This is a genomic window from Chitinophaga sp. Cy-1792, from assembly GCF_011752935.1.
Lineage (GTDB): Bacteria > Bacteroidota > Bacteroidia > Chitinophagales > Chitinophagaceae > Chitinophaga.
This window is the reverse complement of the sequence record NZ_VWWO01000001.1, coordinates 1,558,595-1,574,002: the sequence shown is the minus strand read 5'-3', so window position 1 is coordinate 1,574,002 and position 15,408 is coordinate 1,558,595. Positions and strand designations below refer to the sequence as shown.

General features: G+C 45.6%; 12 protein-coding genes. 9 read left to right on the top strand and 3 right to left on the bottom strand.

Translation table 11 applies throughout. The features are described from left to right. The first annotated feature begins 111 nt into the window (after positions 1–111). Positions 112–585: a ribonuclease H-like YkuK family protein gene (locus F3J22_RS06465; RefSeq protein WP_167015436.1), complete on the top strand. Its 474-nt coding sequence runs from the start codon at positions 112–114 to the stop codon at positions 583–585. 272 nt (positions 586–857) lie between these two features. Here the strand turns inward: F3J22_RS06465 and yihA are convergent, their stop codons facing one another. Next, positions 858–1,466 (bottom strand): ribosome biogenesis GTP-binding protein YihA/YsxC, encoded by a 609-nt coding sequence (gene yihA / locus F3J22_RS06460; RefSeq protein ID WP_167015434.1) that lies wholly within the window; start codon positions 1,464–1,466, stop codon positions 858–860. Positions 1,467–1,519: 53 nt separating this feature from the next. On the opposite strand from yihA, the gene ubiE reads away from it, so the two are divergent. The 5 genes from ubiE (at position 1,520) to F3J22_RS06435 (ending at position 7,525) form a co-directional block, all read left to right on the top strand. Continuing rightward, the gene (gene ubiE, locus F3J22_RS06455; RefSeq protein ID WP_167015432.1) at positions 1,520–2,266 is read left to right on the top strand and encodes a bifunctional demethylmenaquinone methyltransferase/2-methoxy-6-polyprenyl-1,4-benzoquinol methylase UbiE; all 747 of its coding nucleotides are present in this window, start codon (positions 1,520–1,522) and stop codon (positions 2,264–2,266) included. Further along, positions 2,239–2,940 (top strand): outer membrane beta-barrel protein, encoded by a 702-nt coding sequence (locus F3J22_RS06450; protein WP_240155011.1) that lies wholly within the window; start codon positions 2,239–2,241, stop codon positions 2,938–2,940. The genes ubiE and F3J22_RS06450 overlap by 28 nt, the downstream gene beginning before the upstream one ends. Before the next feature lie 30 nt (positions 2,941–2,970). Beyond that, positions 2,971–4,314, top strand: coding sequence for a dihydroorotase (locus F3J22_RS06445; protein WP_167015430.1), 1,344 nt, complete (start codon positions 2,971–2,973; stop codon positions 4,312–4,314). Between the two features lie 206 nt (positions 4,315–4,520). Further along, positions 4,521–5,849, top strand: a complete 1,329-nt coding sequence (locus F3J22_RS06440) for a DNA mismatch repair protein MutS (RefSeq protein ID WP_167015428.1) — start codon at positions 4,521–4,523, stop codon at positions 5,847–5,849. A 131-nt stretch (positions 5,850–5,980) separates the two neighbouring features. Then, positions 5,981–7,525 carry a YifB family Mg chelatase-like AAA ATPase gene (locus F3J22_RS06435; RefSeq protein ID WP_167015426.1) on the top strand — a complete coding sequence of 515 codons (1,545 nt, stop codon included), beginning with the start codon at positions 5,981–5,983 and terminating at the stop codon, positions 7,523–7,525. Here the strand turns inward: F3J22_RS06435 and F3J22_RS06430 are convergent. After that, entirely contained in the window at positions 7,522–9,651 is a 2,130-nt protein-coding gene (locus F3J22_RS06430) for a translation factor GTPase family protein (protein ID WP_167015424.1), read from the bottom strand. The genes F3J22_RS06435 and F3J22_RS06430 overlap by 4 nt on opposite strands. 166 nt (positions 9,652–9,817) lie before the next feature. On the opposite strand from F3J22_RS06430, the gene F3J22_RS06425 reads away from it, so the two are divergent. The 3 genes from F3J22_RS06425 (at position 9,818) to F3J22_RS06415 (ending at position 12,815) form a co-directional block, all read left to right on the top strand. After that, on the top strand, positions 9,818–11,608 hold the full coding sequence (locus F3J22_RS06425) for an ABC transporter ATP-binding protein (RefSeq protein ID WP_167015422.1): 1,791 nt from the start codon (positions 9,818–9,820) through the stop codon (positions 11,606–11,608). A 17-nt stretch (positions 11,609–11,625) separates the two neighbouring features. After that, positions 11,626–12,066: a DUF983 domain-containing protein gene (locus F3J22_RS06420; protein ID WP_167015420.1), complete on the top strand. Its 441-nt coding sequence runs from the start codon at positions 11,626–11,628 to the stop codon at positions 12,064–12,066. Between the two features lie 284 nt (positions 12,067–12,350). After that, a complete protein-coding gene (locus F3J22_RS06415) occupies positions 12,351–12,815 on the top strand; it encodes a hypothetical protein (RefSeq protein ID WP_167015418.1) in 465 nt (154 codons plus the stop codon). Between the two features lie 53 nt (positions 12,816–12,868). Here the strand turns inward: F3J22_RS06415 and F3J22_RS06410 are convergent, their stop codons facing one another. Then, positions 12,869–15,376, bottom strand: coding sequence for a TonB-dependent receptor (locus tag F3J22_RS06410; protein WP_240155010.1), 2,508 nt, complete (start codon positions 15,374–15,376; stop codon positions 12,869–12,871). Between the last annotated feature and the right edge of the window lie 32 nt (positions 15,377–15,408).

Below are 15,408 nucleotides of genomic sequence, written 5' to 3'. Positions count from 1 at the left end.
GGTACGTTAACCCTTTACCCAAAGCAAGGACTTACTATTACAGACAGGATCTGATTATTTATCTAACTAAACATTTATGACTACGCTTGTTCACCCTTTAATATATATTTTATGCAATGGAGAAGATTTAATGGAGAGCCCATTCATCTCCCAGTCAAAGAGGAAGTTCGCCGGGCCATCATCCGTGAAAGGGGGAATGGATACCGGCTGAAAGTGTGTATTGGAACGGATTCACAAGTGAAAGGTCTGGATACCGAATTTGCCACGGTGATCGTATTTCTCCGGGAAGGCCATGGCGGCTTTATGTTTATCCAGAATGAAAAAACGAAGACCAGTTATTCCATCAAAGAGAGAATGCTGGTAGAAGTTTCCCGTAGTATTGAGATTGCCTATGAGTTGTGCGACCTGTTTACAGAATATGAAGTAGATATGGAAGTGCATGCAGACATCAATACTAATCCACAATTTAAAAGTAACCTGGCGTTACGTGAGGCGATGGGCTATATCCTGGGAATGGGTTTTGCCTTTAAAGCCAAGCCAGAAGCGTTTGCCAGCAGCTGCTGCGCTGATAAGATTGTAAATTAAGCTGCTGCGTGTTTTACCTCCTTCAATAAACTACCGATGGGTGCTCACCCACCGGCTGGCAATTTCTCCCCCCATTTTTTCCTCCTTACTGTATCTGTAAATAGGCGCTTTAAGCGTATAGCTCCTCTTTTGCCTGTTTTTCAGGCAGATACCTGCCTTTTGTTTCCCGCATGAGACTTCCGGCACGAAAAAACCGAAGATGCCGTTGGCGTCTTCGGTTTTTTCGTGAACTACCCGCCTTCGGCGGGAAGTTCACGAACTATAATGATTTATCAGGCAATTGCCCTGAACTGGGCATTTAATTCTTCGATATAGCCCAGGATGGCGTCTCTTCCCATTTTTTTAACGGTAGAGGTAACGAAGTGAGGTGGTAGGAATTCCCATGTTTCTCTCATTTTATTGAGAAACAGCTTTACATTTTTGCTTACTTCTGCCTGGGTTCCTTTATCTGCTTTGGTAAATACGATGCTGAAAGGCACCTGCCATTCGCCCAGCTGGTTGATAAATTCGATATCAATTTTTTGTGGTGCGTGGCGGCTGTCGATCAGTACAAATACATTTACCAGGTTTTCCCGCTTACGCAGATAGTTTTCGATCATTTGCTCCCACTGGCGGCGTTGCGACATACTCCTTTTGGCAAACCCGTACCCCGGCAGATCGACCAGGTACCAGGCATTATTGATGATGAAGTGATTTATCAGCTGTGTTTTACCGGGAGTTCCGGAGGTTTTCGCCAGTTTCTCGTTATTAGTCAGCAAATTGATCAGTGAAGATTTACCCACGTTGGAACGCCCGATAAATGCATATTCCGGCCAGGTCGGCTTTGGACACTTTTCCCAGTCGGGACTACTGATGAGATATTCTGCTGTCTTAATTATCATAATTATTACTTTGTATATCTGTCATATGCCTACATTATTTAACTTTGCGGGCTATGTCAGGAAAATTAAATGTTGAGAAGATTGTTCCCTTTTCGGAGTCAAATTTAAGCAAGAAGCAGCAGATAGCCACGATGTTTGATGACATTGCTCATCGATACGACTTTCTGAACCATTTCATGTCTTTAGGTATTGATGTTATCTGGCGTAAAAAAGCGCTGAAATACCTGAAAAGCCTGCAGCCAAAAAATATGCTGGATGTGGCCACAGGAACCGGTGATTTTGCCATTATGGCGTCCAAACGCCTGAACCCCGACCATATTACGGGCATCGACATCTCTGAAGGGATGCTGGCTCATGGCCGTGAGAAGATCCAGAAAGAGGGCCTTACCAACAAAATTAGCCTGCAGTTGGGCGACAGTGAGACAATAAGTTTTCCAGATCAGACGTTTGATGCGATAACTGTAGCCTTTGGTGTACGTAATTTCGAAAACCTGCAGAAAGGGCTGGCAGAAATGAGAAGGGTACTGAAACCTGGTGGCAAATTGGTTATTCTTGAATTTTCCAACCCGACAGTTTTCCCTATTAAGCAATTTTATAATTTGTATTTTCGTTATATAACACCCCTGATCGGGAAATGGATAGCCAAGAGCAAAGCAGCCTATAGCTATCTGCCAGAGTCCGTGAAAGCGTTTCCACAGGGAGAAGAAATGTGCAATATTTTAACCAATACAGGATTCCAGGCCGTTACATGCAAAACGCTCACATTCGGCATATGTTCCATCTATTGCGCTTCGCGTTAACAGGGTTATGCCTGTTACTGCTGATACCCGCAAAGGCACAGCAGAACCTCAATATGCTGGAACATGATGCAAAACCCTATTACTTCGGAATTTCGCTGGCCACTAACCAGTCGAACTTCAGATTATTACATGCACAGGCTTTCCTTGCCGATGACTCTATCATGGTTGCCGAACCCCTGAAAACAATGGGGTTCAACCTGGGATTGCTGGCAAATGCCCGCCTGACAGAGCATTTTGATCTACGTCTTAATCCACAGCTGGTATTCGCATCTAAAAATCTTTACTATAAAGAATCTTACCCTACACTTACCGATACGCAAAAGAAAATCGAGTCTATTCTCCTCAGTTTTCCTTTGCAGATAAAGTTCAAATCTGACCGTATTGGTAATATGCGTGTTTACGCTATCGGCGGGATGAAATATGATTATGACCTGGCTTCCAACGCCCGTATGAAGAAAACAGAGTCTATGATCAAAATCAAAAAAAGCGACTATGGCTACGAAATAGGCGCCGGATTTGAATTCTACTTTGAGAGCTTCATCTTCTCCCCGGAGTTTAAAGTAAGCAATGGGATCGGAAACGTACTTATTAAAGACCCTAGTCTGCGCTATTCCAATGTAATCGACAAGCTGCAGTCGCACATGATCGTATTCTCCATACATCTGGAAGGATAAAACCATCCTGCGATTAGCTATATTTGCATCATGCAAAACTACATCATCAGGAATATCGCCGTGGTAAATGAAGGACGCACCACGGTACAGGATGTTTGGATCAAAGATAGCCGCATTGAAAAAATAGCGCCCAATATCACTGTCAGCGGAAATTACAAGGAGATAGACGGTACCGGAAAACACTTGCTGCCAGGCGTTATAGACGACCAGGTACATTTCCGTGAGCCAGGCCTGACAGAGAAAGCTACTATTTACACCGAAGCCCGCGCAGCTGTTGCCGGCGGTACCACCAGCTTCATGGAAATGCCGAATACCAAGCCAGCAGCCCTGACCCAGGAATTGCTGGAAGATAAATACGCTATCGGCAAAGCGCATTCCCTGGCCAACTACTCCTTCTTCATGGGGGCGGCCAATGATAATGTAGAAGAAATTCTCAAAACAAATGATAAAAAAGAAACGGTATGCGGTGTGAAGATCTTTATGGGATCATCTACCGGAAATATGCTGGTAGACAACTACCTGACACTGGAAACCGTTTTCTCCAATAGTGAACTGCTCATCGCTACACATTGCGAAGATGAAAAAATCATCCGCGCCAATATGGAGCTGTTCAAAAAAGAAAAAGGAGACAACCTCACCGCTGCAGACCATCCGCTGATACGCAATGTAGAGGCCTGCTTCGAGTCATCACTGGTAGCTATACAGTTTGCACAAAAGCACAATGCACGCCTGCATATTCTGCATATCTCCACGGCCAGAGAGTTACAACTCTTCGGCAACATGCTGCCGCTGGCTGAAAAGCGCATCACTGCTGAGGTTTGCGTACATCACCTGCACTTCACCTCTGATGATTACGCACAATACGGCAACCTGATCAAATGTAATCCTGCGATCAAATCTCCTGAAAACAGGGCAGGCCTCTGGGAAGCCTTGCTGGATGACCGTCTGGACATCATCGCTACCGACCACGCACCTCATACCTGGGCAGAGAAACAACAGCCATATATGCAGGCTCCAAGCGGTGTGCCGCTGGTACAACATAGTCTGCTCCTGATGTTGCAATACGTACAGGAAGGAAAAATCTCTATCGAGAAAGTAGTAGAAAAGATGAGCCACGCTCCTGCCGTATGTTTCCAGATCAGAGAAAGAGGTTACCTGCGTGAAGGCTACTATGCCGACTGCGTAATCGTAGATATGAAAGGCGCTTCCAAAGTGGAAAAAGAGAATATTTACTATAAATGTGGCTGGAGTCCGTTTGAAGGACATACCTTCCCGGCAGCGATCACACATACCTTTGTAAGCGGGCATCTGGCGTATGAAAACGGCAAATTTGATGAATCTGTGAAAGGTCAGCGTATGCTGTTTAACCGTTAACAAACGAGGATTATATCTTCCCCGTTTCGGTTGAGACCTGCGGTCTCAACCGAAACGGGGGAAACAAAAGCGGGCGCCGATGGCGCCCGCTTTTGTTTCCCCGGAAAAGAATAAACAGAAGGCTTTACTAAATGGAAAATTTATGGAATATCTACATCTTTGCATCCTAACCCTTGTATACGTATATTCACTAAAAAAAGGACTGCATGCAACTGGACAAAACATCCTATTACGACCTATCCATCTTCAACCGTGATGAAGAATATTCACTGTTCAGCAGACTAGATTTCACCATTACAGCCGGAGGACGTGATTATCTGCGTCAGCTGTATAATAAGCCATTGCAGGACATTAAATCCATCAAACAGCGTCAGGATGCGCTGAAATATATACTACAACTGGAAAATCAGTGGCCTTCCGTTATCACCAACGGTACAGTAGTAGTGGTGGAAAACTATATGGAAGCACAGATTGAGCCCATCAGCAATACAGAAGGATTGGGCCTGTTAATCCAGGCAGCTTTACACAAGACCGTTTATCTACCTGATTATAAACATATCAAGTTCGCGTTTACTGAAATGTTGAACCTGCTGAGAGGTTTCAAGGCTTTTGTACAGGTATTTAACGGAGAAGATGCACCACAGGTATTAAAAGTACCGCTGGATAGAGCTGCCAGGTTGCTGAACCAGCCCGACTTCAATGCCATCCTTCAGGCAGATGCCGACGATAAAATGCATGCAGCCAACATATTGCGATTTGATAATTATGTCCGCAAACGTAACCGTAAGGTAGTACAGGAGCTGATTGCGCTGTATTATCAGCTGGATGCTTACTATGCGATGGCTAAAGCGATCAAACACCACAAACTGAACTTCCCGGAATTCCTGGATACTACAACACCTGTAATCAACGCGAAACAACTCTATCATATCATACTTGATAAGCCGGTAGCCTATGATATGGGCCTGCATCAGGACAGTAACTTCATGTTCCTGACGGGTGCCAATATGGCCGGTAAAACCACGTTTATCCGTGCCGTAGGTATCGCTACTTTCCTGGCACATTTAGGTATGGGCGTACCCGCAGAGAAAATGGAACTGAGCTTCTTCCATGGCATCTTCAGCAACATCCAGGTGCAGGATAATATTTTCAAAGGCGAGAGTTATTTCTTCAACGAAGTACAACGTATCAAAAATACCATCTTACAAATCAATAATGGCAAAACATGGCTGGTACTGATAGACGAGATGTTTAAGGGTACGAATGTGGAAGATGCCCGCAATTGTTCTATTGCTGTAATCAAAGGGCTGCTGAAAAGCAGTAACTGCCTGTTTATCCTTTCCACGCATCTGTATGAGGTAGCGGAAGAGCTGAAACATGAGCAGAAGATTCAGTTTAAATATTTTGAATCTACCATTATTGAGGAAGACCTGCATTTTACGTATCAGCTGAAAGATGGTATAGCTAAGGAAAAGATTGGATACCTGATTTTGAGAAGAGAAAAAGTTCTGGATTTACTGGAACAGATAAAGTAATATATTTGGAGCGCCTACGGCGCTCTTTTTTTTCACGCAAAGTGGCATAAGGAGCAGCGCAGCAAAGGATTGTATTTTGTTGTTTGCGCTTATGCAGACGATTGATTTTTGTTAACCCACGCTACATCCATATGATTGTTAAAACCTTCGGCAGCGCCCTGCAGGGCGTTCATGCCATTACCATCACCATAGAGGTGAATGTATCTTCTCAGGGCAATAAATTCTTTATTGTCGGATTACCAGATAACGCCGTTAAAGAAAGTGAGCAAAGGATTACTTCTGCGTTGCAGCATTTAGGGCAGAAAATGCCCAGGACCAGAACGGTCGTAAACCTTGCTCCTGCTGACATTCGTAAGGCTGGCACTGCCTATGACCTGCCTATCGCCATTGGTATACTGGCAGCCTGCGAACGTATTCCTTCCGACGTATTATCCGGATTTTTACTCATGGGTGAATTATCTCTGGATGGCACGCTGCTGCCGGTTCGTGGCGCTTTGTCCATGGCTATGCAGGCGAAAGCAGAAGGCTTCAGCAGCATCATTCTACCAATGACAAATGCCGAAGAAGCCGCACTGGTAGCAGGCATCGAAGTATATGGCGCCACACACCTGGAAGAAGTTATCAGGCATTTATCCGGCGAAGCATTATTAACATCCGCCAGCACAGCGGCGGGAGAGCGTTTTTTATCTGCACAGCTGCATTATGATTTTGACTTCAATGAAGTGAAAGGGCAGCAACATATCAAGCGGGCACTGGAAATAGCCGCTGCCGGCGGACATAACGCTATTCTGATAGGTCCGCCAGGTGCAGGAAAGACGATGCTGGCCCGGCGCTTCCCTTCGATACTTCCGCCGATGCTGCCGGAAGAAGCCCTTGAAACCACGAAGATCTATTCTGTTGCCGGCAAGCTGGCACATGCAGCGGCATTGATCGCACAACGACCATTCCGCGCGCCGCATCATGGCATTAGCAATGCCGCGCTGGTAGGCGGCGGCAGCAATATTCAGCCCGGAGAAATTTCCCTGGCGCATAACGGTGTATTATTCCTGGATGAATTACCAGAGTTTAAACGGGATGTGCTGGAAGTGATGCGGCAACCCATGGAAGAAAGGTTTGTTACCATTGCAAGGACCAGGCAAACGGTGGAGTTTCCGGCTGATTTTATGTTGCTGGCGTCCATGAACCCTTGTCCATGCGGGTATTTTAATCATCCGGAGAAAAAATGCAGTTGTGCACCTGGTATGGTGTATAAGTACCTGAATAAGATATCAGGGCCGCTGATGGACAGGATTGATCTTCATGTAGAAGTAACGCCTGTTACTTATTCGGCGTTGTCGGCACCGGGGGAGGCAGAAAGCAGCAGTGTTATCAGAGGTAGGGTTATTGCTGCCAGGATGTTGCAGCGGCAACGCTTTGAGGGGTTTGCCGGCATCAGCTGTAATGCGCAGATGAATGCACGTATGATGCGGGAACATTGCAATACGGATAGTCATAGCAGGGAGCTGCTAAAAAACGCAATGAAAAAGCTACAGCTATCTGCCCGTGCCTACGACAGGATACTGAAGGTGAGTCGCACGATAGCGGACCTGGACCACAGCACACTGATTACAGCCGCCCATCTGGCGGAGGCCATACAGTACAGGAGTCTGGACAGACAAAGCTGGGGTGGATCTTAAACTTCCACTTCTGTTTTACGATAGTCTTCGCTGAGTTTTTTCTGTATTTCTGCCGGCACCGGTGCATACTCTGCAAAAGTCGTTTTCAGCTTGGCTTTTCCCTGGGTAACATTCCGCAATGCGGAGAAGAGTTTATCCAGTTCGGCCTGTGGTGTGCGGGCTTTGATTACCTGGTAACCATTTAGTGTATCCATGCCCGTTATAATGCTACGGTGGCTCTGTAATTCGCTCATGATGTCGCCCATCATAACGTCAGGGGCAGTAGCTTCCAGGTCGAAGACCGGTTCCAGCAGTTGTGGAGCAGCCTGGTGGAAAGCCTCTCTGAAAGCCATCTTACCAGCGATTTTAAAGGACATATCGTTACTGTCTACCGGATGCATTTTGCCATCATAAACGCTGACGCGGATATCACGTACATAGGAGCCGGTGAGTGGGCCTTCGACCATTTTTTCCATGACGCCTTTCAGGATGGAAGGCAGGAAACGTGCGTCTATGGCGCCTCCTACGATGCAGTTATTGAATACCAGCTTGCCGCCCCAGTTGAGCGCGATTTCTTCCGTTTCCCTGACAGGGTATTCTTTTAGTGGGGGCATACCTTCGTACCAGGGTTCTATCTTGATATAGACTTCCCCGAACTGGCCGGCACCACCGGATTGTTTTTTGTGTCTGTAGGAAGAGAGTGCAGCTTTCTGGATGGTTTCGCGGTAAGGGATTTTTGCGGGCAGGAATTCCACCGGCATTTTATAGATATTTTCCAGGCGCCATTTGGTGACGAGGAGGTGCAGGTCGCCCTGGCCGTGGAGGATGACCTGTTTCAGTTCCCTGTTGAATTCTACTTCGAGGGTAGGATCTTCCATGTGGATTTCTGCCAGCACTTCGCTGAGTTTCTCGTCATCGGCTTTGTTCAGGGTTTCGACGGCTACCCGCACTTTAGGAGCCGGGAACTGGATGGGCTCTATCTGACCAGGGAAATTTTTCTCGCAGAGCGTATGATTAGTGAGGGTATTTTTCAGTTTGATGGTACAGCCGATGTCGCCAGCGCGGAGTTTGTCGACGTTGTTCCTGTTTTTGCCATCTACGATCAGCAGCTGGCTGATGCGTTCTGTCGTATTACCTTTTTCGTTTATCAGTTCCATACCTGTTTTCACTTCTCCTGACATGACTTTGAAGAAGGTGAGTTTACCTACATGAGGTTCCAGGATAGTTTTGAATACGAAGAGGCAGGCAGGTCCGGCGGGGTCGCAGGGGATTTCCTTACCCTCTTCTGTAATTTCAGCAGGCATATCGATGGCGCTTGGGGCGACGTTGTCGATGAAGCCCATGAGGCGGCCGCTGCCCATATCATTTTTTGCAGAGAGGCAGAAAATGGGGAATACCTGGTGTTTGAGCATACCGATTTTGAGGCCTTCACGGAGTTCATCTTCGTCGAGGCTACCTTTTTCGAAGAACTGTTCCATGAGGGTATCGTCGTTTTCGGCGGCTTTTTCTACCAGTTCGTTGTGGAGTCTATCAGCTTGTTCTTTTTCGTTGTCGGGGATGGGGAGTTTTTCGGGTTTTCCACCGTTTTGGGGGAAACGGTACATGGTCATTTTGAGGAGATCGATGATGGCGTTGAATCCGGGGCCCTGGTTGACGGGGTATTGCATAATGGTGGCAGCGTTTCCGAACACCTGGCGGGCTTCTTCCACCGTTTTTGTAAAGTTGGCCTGTTCAGTATCCAGCTGATTGATGGCCAGTATGGTGGGTTTCCGGTATCTGTCTATATAGTCCCATATCATTTCTGTACCGACCTCTACCCCGTATTGTGCATTCAGCAGTAATACAGCAGTATCGCAAACGCGGATGGATGCTATAACCTCGCCGATAAAATCTTCCAGGCCGGGGGTATCAATGATATTGATTTTATAGTCTCTCCATTCCGTGTGCAAGGTGGTTGCATAAACGGAATTACCGCGTTCATGTTCTATTTCGTGATAGTCAGAAATAGTGTTGTTTTCTTCAACGGTACCGCGTTTGCTGACAATGCCGGCTTCGAACAGCATTGTTTCAGAGAGGGTAGTTTTTCCACTCTTGGCAGCGCCCAACAGTACGATGTTTTTAACATGTTTTTCATCATACGTTTTCATATGTGGAGATTTAGTTAGATGAACAGAAATATCACCAGTAACCTTTACAAAGAACTTCTATATTAAGTTAGTCATTTTTGAGCAATGGCGGAACTACAATGTTATAACATCAGTACCTTTGCCACACTATTTCAGAACAGAACCAAAGACTCCGTAAAATTGGATTATGAAACTACTACTACAGTATCTCAAGAAATACAAATGGCTTTGCTTTTTCGCTATGTTGCTGGCTGCAGTGAACCAGCTGTTTTCCCTGATGGACCCGTATATTTTCGGGCGTATTATTGACAAGTTTGCCAACCACCCAAAATTCACCGATACATTAGGTCAGGCAGCCCGTTCTGAGGGGAATTACCTCAGTGGTGTACTTTTATTGTTAGGTGCATCTATTGGTGTAGCAATGATTTCCAGGATTGCGAAGGCATTTCAGGATTATTTTGTAAATGTGATTGTGCAGAAATTTGGTGCACAGGTTTATACAGACGGATTGAAGCATTCATTGCGCCTTCCATACCAGCAGTTTGAAGATCAGCGCAGTGGTGAAACACTGGCAATTCTGCAAAAAGTAAGAACAGACTGTGAGAAGTTCATCACGTCATTTGTAAACGTTCTTTTCGTATCGATGATAGGGGTTGTATTTGTGATGATTTACGCTTACTTCGTACATCCGACGCTTCCACTGGTTTACCTGGTGGGTTGTGTATTGTTGGGTGTGCTGATGAATGTACTAAGTAAGAAAATCAAGGTCATTCAGCGTACCATCGTAAAAGAAACCACTGCACTCGCCGGTTCTACTACCGAATCACTCCGCAACATTGAGCTGGTAAAGAGTTTAGGCCTTACCAACCAGGAAGTCCGCCGTCTCAACAGCACTACACTGAAAATCCTGATGCTGGAACTGAAAAAAGTGAAGAGCATCCGCAGTATCAGCTTTGTACAGGGAACCTTTGTAAACCTGATGCGTTCTGCTATTCTTTTCCTGTTGCTGTTCTATATCTACCGTGACTATGTTACCGTTGGGCAGCTGATGTCATTACAGCTGTATTCCTTCTTTATCTTCGGTCCTTTACAGGAATTGGGTAATATCATTCTGAACTACAGGGAAGCAGAAGTATCCCTTCAGAGTTTTAAACGTATCCTGGATACGCCGGTGGAAGAAATGCCTGCAGACCCGGTATACATCTCCCATATAGAAAAACTGGAATTTAAGGAAGTAGGCTTTAAGCACCTCACTGCCGAAGGAAAGGCGCTGGATAACGTCAGCTTTGATGTACAGCTGGGAGAAACGATTGCCTTTGTGGGGCCGTCAGGCTCCGGTAAAACCACACTGGTGAAGCTCCTGGTGGGCCTCTACAAACCAAATGAGGGTGATATCCTGTACAACGGTGTGGTGGCCAACAGGGTGGATATGGAGTCATTGCGCCATCAGGTGGGTTTTGTAACCCAGGATACGCAGTTATTTGCCGGCACTATCAAGGAAAACCTCCTGTTCGTAAACCCGGGCGCAACAGATGCTGAGATCATGGACGCATTGGAAAAGGCTTCCTGCTATACTATACTGGCCCGTGCGGATAAAGGCATTGAAACCGTTATCGGCGAAGGCGGCGTGAAGATTTCCGGTGGAGAGAAGCAGCGTTTGTCTATCGCCAGGGCGCTCCTGCGTAAACCAAGGCTGATGGTATTTGACGAGGCCACCTCCGCGCTGGATTCTATCACAGAAGAGGAAATTACCCGTACCGTAAGGGACATTACCGCCACCAGGCAGCATATCACGGTGATGATCGCACATAGATTATCTACGATTATGCATGCCGACAGAATATTTGTTCTGGAAAAAGGGCGTATTGTTGAAACCGGACGTCATGCAGATTTGTTGGAAGAAAAGGGACTGTATTACGCTATGTGGCGTCAGCAGATTGGCGAGCGCAAGTTTGAAACTGAGACAGCTTCCAAGTAATTGATTAAATTTGCAAGATGAGTACGAATAAGCCTAAACGCCCGAATTACTTCCTGAGCATGCTGACAATGAAATGTCCGCGTTGCAGAAAGGGCCCTATGTTTAAAGATCAGAATCCGTTTCATCTGCGATTTTCGAAGATTTTTGACATGTACGAGCATTGCCCGGTATGTGGTCAGAAATATGAGCTGGAAACAGGCTTCTGGTTTGGCACCGGGTATGTGAGTTATGCGTTATCTGTAGCATTCAGTGTGTTCAACCTGATATGGTATGCTGTATTTTTCGGTATTACCTGGAGGGACAACAGTATTTTTAAATGGCTGGCCGTAAACGGTGTTTTACTGATTGTATTACAACCATGGCTGATGCGTATTTCGAGGGCTATTTACCTGTATTTCTTTGTGTATTATGATGAGAGTACGGCGAACCTGGAGAAATTTCATCACCATCAACATTAATAAACTGGCTTGAAAATATTTGGGGCTGTGAAAACAGCCCCTATCTTTTTCAACCAAAATCTGAACCAATGGTGGTCAGAAGAATTTTAGAGGCAACAATGAAATTGGAGGAAAGTAGTGTGCAACTAATTAGAAATTAATACAATCGATGTTGCAAATAGGTAACTTTGGGTGCTAAACTACAAAATCCGTATATAATCAATCAAATAATTATACCAGTGGTAGATGCACCAGATTTGCGGATATTCGCACACAGGAAGCATCAAAAAGCAAACCCGATACTAATGACAAGAATAGGTTTTTATATAGCAGTCATCCTTTTCTCTTGCCAGGCTTGCAATAGCGCACCAGAGCCTACGGAAGAAGTGCATGTGGCAGATAGGACCAAAAAGACCATTCAACCACAACATTTCAAGCTAAAATCCGGTCATCCCGGGGATGAATCGACTGTATATACGGCTGCCAATATTACAATGAATGTGGAAAATGGCGCCGATTCCATGCAAACCATCACCATCAGCAGTAAGGATAAGCGGCTGATCAATTACATCCGCAAAGTGGATACCTTACCATCACCCTACCTGTATATCAGCGAAGGGGATACTATTCTGGGACTGTTTACAGCAGGAAAATTTACCGCCTACAAGATAAGAAACAACAAGGCATTGTTGTTCGATCACTTCTTTACGCACGAACTACCCGAACTGGCGAGGCGGGATACCATACTCGAATTTATACACCATAAATAAAAAAAGGGGGCTCTACGGAATAGAGACCCCTTTTTTATATCTGTCCGGATATACTATTTAAACTCCAAAGGTATAGCCACCTTCACGCTAAAGGTTCTACCCATATTAAACACCCCTACCCTGCCTGTCACTTCATTTACAGGTGCATATTTCAATCTGCTCAGGTTATTCTGATAAGCAACATCTGTAATATTATTCATAGCCAGGTGCAGCGAGAACAGTGTTTTGTTTTTCTTATTCACGAAATCGGTACCAATACCTGCATTCAGCAAGGTATAGGCCGATGTTGGCGTTTCTGTCTGATAAGCAGAGAACACATCATTCTGTGCGAAGTTCATATCCATCTGAAGGCCTACGTATGCATTCTGAAGGCAACCCTTCCCTACTTTCTTGAACTTACCTTTCAATTCTGCCAGCCATCTTGCTGCAGGAATATTAGGCAGATTTTTCGTAGAGTCGGTAGCGTTAGTAGCCGTACCACGTACATAGGACACGGTGTTTTCGAAGTGCAGCCAGTCGATCGGGTGCGGGTGAATATCCAGCATCATTTCGCCACCATAGAGGTTTGCATTGGTTTGCATGTATTTGAAAGCTGCAAAACCTTCTTCGTTGTCGGTAGCCGGAATAGAGTCGGTACCTGCCGCATTGAATAATTTACGGGAGTAGATAAAATTATTGATATGGTTGTAGAAGATGCTGGCAGTAAGGGATACGTGCTGGGTATTGAAATCAATACCTATATCTCCCTGTGTGCTGACTTCGGGTTTAAGATCCGTATTACCGTATTCATACTTGATCGTACCTTCATGCACACCATTAGCAGAAAGCTCTGCAATATTAGGAGCGCGAAAACCTCTTGCTGCATTGGCTTTCAGCGTTACGCGATCGCTGGCAGCATAGCTGATACCCACGCTTCCGGAAACATTATTGAAGTTCTTTTTGAACGCATTAAATTTATCTTCACCAGTAGGAGCCGGCTTTCCGTCAGCATCCAGGAATAATGCTTTTGAATTCAGGGAGCGGTTATCGAAGCGCAGACCACCGCTTAATGTCAGCTTATCAAAGGTTTTGCGTGTTACTGCAAAAGCACCGATATCAAACAGGTCATATGCCGGTATCAGGTATTCGGAGCCTTTGTTTGTATTGGTTTGCTGCATACCGTTTACCCCTACGGTCGTTTGCCAGCCATTCATTTCAGGCAGAAAGTAACGTGCGCCATAGTTAAAGGTTTGCAGGTAGAGATATAAACCAGGCTCATTCGGGTTTAATACATCTCCGTATTCACGGCGCTGGTTCAGCTGATAGCCTAACGTCAGACCGATACGGCCACCGTTATTCAGGTACAGGCTATTGTCCCATACGAGTTTCTGGTGGTTGATCTGCTGTTTTGGTACGGTCATGCTATATGACCTGTGATCGCTGTTGGTCACTGGGGCTTCATCTGCCACACCATTATCATTCACCGGTTTTACAAACTGGCCGGTACTATCACGGTCTCCTTCCACGAGGCCAAGGTGCTGGTTAAAGGAAGTAAACGTCAGGTGTGAATAACCCCATTTTTTGTTGATGCCAATGTTGGCGCCGAAGTTGGTATTATTATAACGTGAGTTAAATACATAACCATCGTATTTATTCTGATAGTCATGCGCCTGTTTCTGTGTGATATAGGCGCCCCAGCTGAAACCATTCTGGTTACCGGCAATATCAGCATGATAAGCCATGGTACCGTTGTTGGTCATGTAGTTTGCATCCAGATTACCTTTAATTGTACCAACAGGCAAGGGTGCAGGCGTGATGATATTTACCACACCGGCCAGTGCATCGGAGCCATACATCAGGGAGGCAGGACCTTTCAGCACTTCTATTCTGCTAACATTATAATCATCTATTTCAATACCATGTTCATCCCCCCATTGCTGACCTTCCTGACGAACATCGTCACTCACTACCACTACGCGGTTATAGCCCAAACCTCTGATGAAAGGCTTGCTGATAGCAGGTCCTGTAGACAAGGTACTTACACCTGGTACTTTCGCGATGGCATCAATAATATTTGTAGAGATGTTTTGATCGAGGTAGTCGCGGCGGATGATGCTGATAGGAACCGGGCTGCTTTTGGCGGATGTAGCGAGGTTTACGCCGGTAACCACCACTTCATTCTTTTCGATTAAAGTTTCGGAGAGCTCGAAATCCTGTCTGGTATCACCGTTGACAGTTACCGTAGTGGTATAGGCGGCATATCCCAGGAAATGCAGCTCTACCAGGAATTTTCCTTTTGGAAGATTTTTGATGACATAGTTTCCATTTCCATCTGCGGATGCACCTACTTTAAGGTCTGGCAGATAGATGGTTGCGCCAGGTAAGGCGGTATGTGTTTTTTTATCGGTAATCTTACCACTCAGGGAGTTATCGGCAAGATCTCTGGCCGACAGGCCATTGGCATATATAGACGTCTGTATTCCCAGGAAACCCAGTAATACAAAGAGAAAGCGAGGTATAAATACACGCAGGTATTGCATATCAGTAGGATGATAATTCAGAATAATAAATAAGGGGATCATCGGCAGACAATCCGAATAATTACTGTTAATAA

Coding starts and splice junctions, on each gene's coding strand:
- F3J22_RS06465 (WP_167015436.1), top strand. CDS start 112: ATGCAATGGAGAAGATTTAATGGAGAGCCCATTCATCTCCCAGTCAAA.
- yihA (WP_167015434.1), bottom strand. CDS start 1,466: ATGATAATTAAGACAGCAGAATATCTCATCAGTAGTCCCGACTGGGAA.
- ubiE (WP_167015432.1), top strand. CDS start 1,520: ATGTCAGGAAAATTAAATGTTGAGAAGATTGTTCCCTTTTCGGAGTCA.
- F3J22_RS06450 (WP_240155011.1), top strand. CDS start 2,239: ATGTTCCATCTATTGCGCTTCGCGTTAACAGGGTTATGCCTGTTACTG.
- F3J22_RS06445 (WP_167015430.1), top strand. CDS start 2,971: ATGCAAAACTACATCATCAGGAATATCGCCGTGGTAAATGAAGGACGC.
- F3J22_RS06440 (WP_167015428.1), top strand. CDS start 4,521: ATGCAACTGGACAAAACATCCTATTACGACCTATCCATCTTCAACCGT.
- F3J22_RS06435 (WP_167015426.1), top strand. CDS start 5,981: ATGATTGTTAAAACCTTCGGCAGCGCCCTGCAGGGCGTTCATGCCATT.
- F3J22_RS06430 (WP_167015424.1), bottom strand. CDS start 9,651: ATGAAAACGTATGATGAAAAACATGTTAAAAACATCGTACTGTTGGGC.
- F3J22_RS06425 (WP_167015422.1), top strand. CDS start 9,818: ATGAAACTACTACTACAGTATCTCAAGAAATACAAATGGCTTTGCTTT.
- F3J22_RS06420 (WP_167015420.1), top strand. CDS start 11,626: ATGAGTACGAATAAGCCTAAACGCCCGAATTACTTCCTGAGCATGCTG.
- F3J22_RS06415 (WP_167015418.1), top strand. CDS start 12,351: ATGACAAGAATAGGTTTTTATATAGCAGTCATCCTTTTCTCTTGCCAG.
- F3J22_RS06410 (WP_240155010.1), bottom strand. CDS start 15,376: ATGATCCCCTTATTTATTATTCTGAATTATCATCCTACTGATATGCAA.